Source organism: Pseudomonas sp. HMSC066A08, assembly GCF_001813025.1.
Classification (GTDB): Bacteria; Pseudomonadota; Gammaproteobacteria; order Pseudomonadales; family Pseudomonadaceae; genus Pseudomonas; species Pseudomonas aeruginosa.
The window spans coordinates 1-232 of the sequence record NZ_KV811201.1; the positions used below are offsets into that span (position 1 = coordinate 1).

Sequence of the window (232 nt, forward strand, 5' to 3'; positions counted from 1 at the left end):
CAGTTTGTTCAGTCCTCGTATAGAGATCACGATTCCCCGCAGCTAATTGATCACAAGAAAAAGCAACTTGATGGATTTGATGACTAACATCGTTCACAAGCCAACGAAACATCCGCCCTAGTTGATTTACAGAACGTTGAGTCATACCAATTTCATCAATACGATCAAGATAATCAACGTTGTGTTCATCACCTGTAGCTACCCGATTAGCATGTTTATTAAGGATCATAAT

Annotated in this window: 1 pseudogene; it reads right to left on the reverse strand. The window is 39.2% G+C overall.

Annotation, left to right across the window (positions count from 1 at the left end):
- Nucleotides 1-232: pseudogene (locus HMPREF2886_RS34785) on the reverse strand (hypothetical protein); the annotation flags it as partial.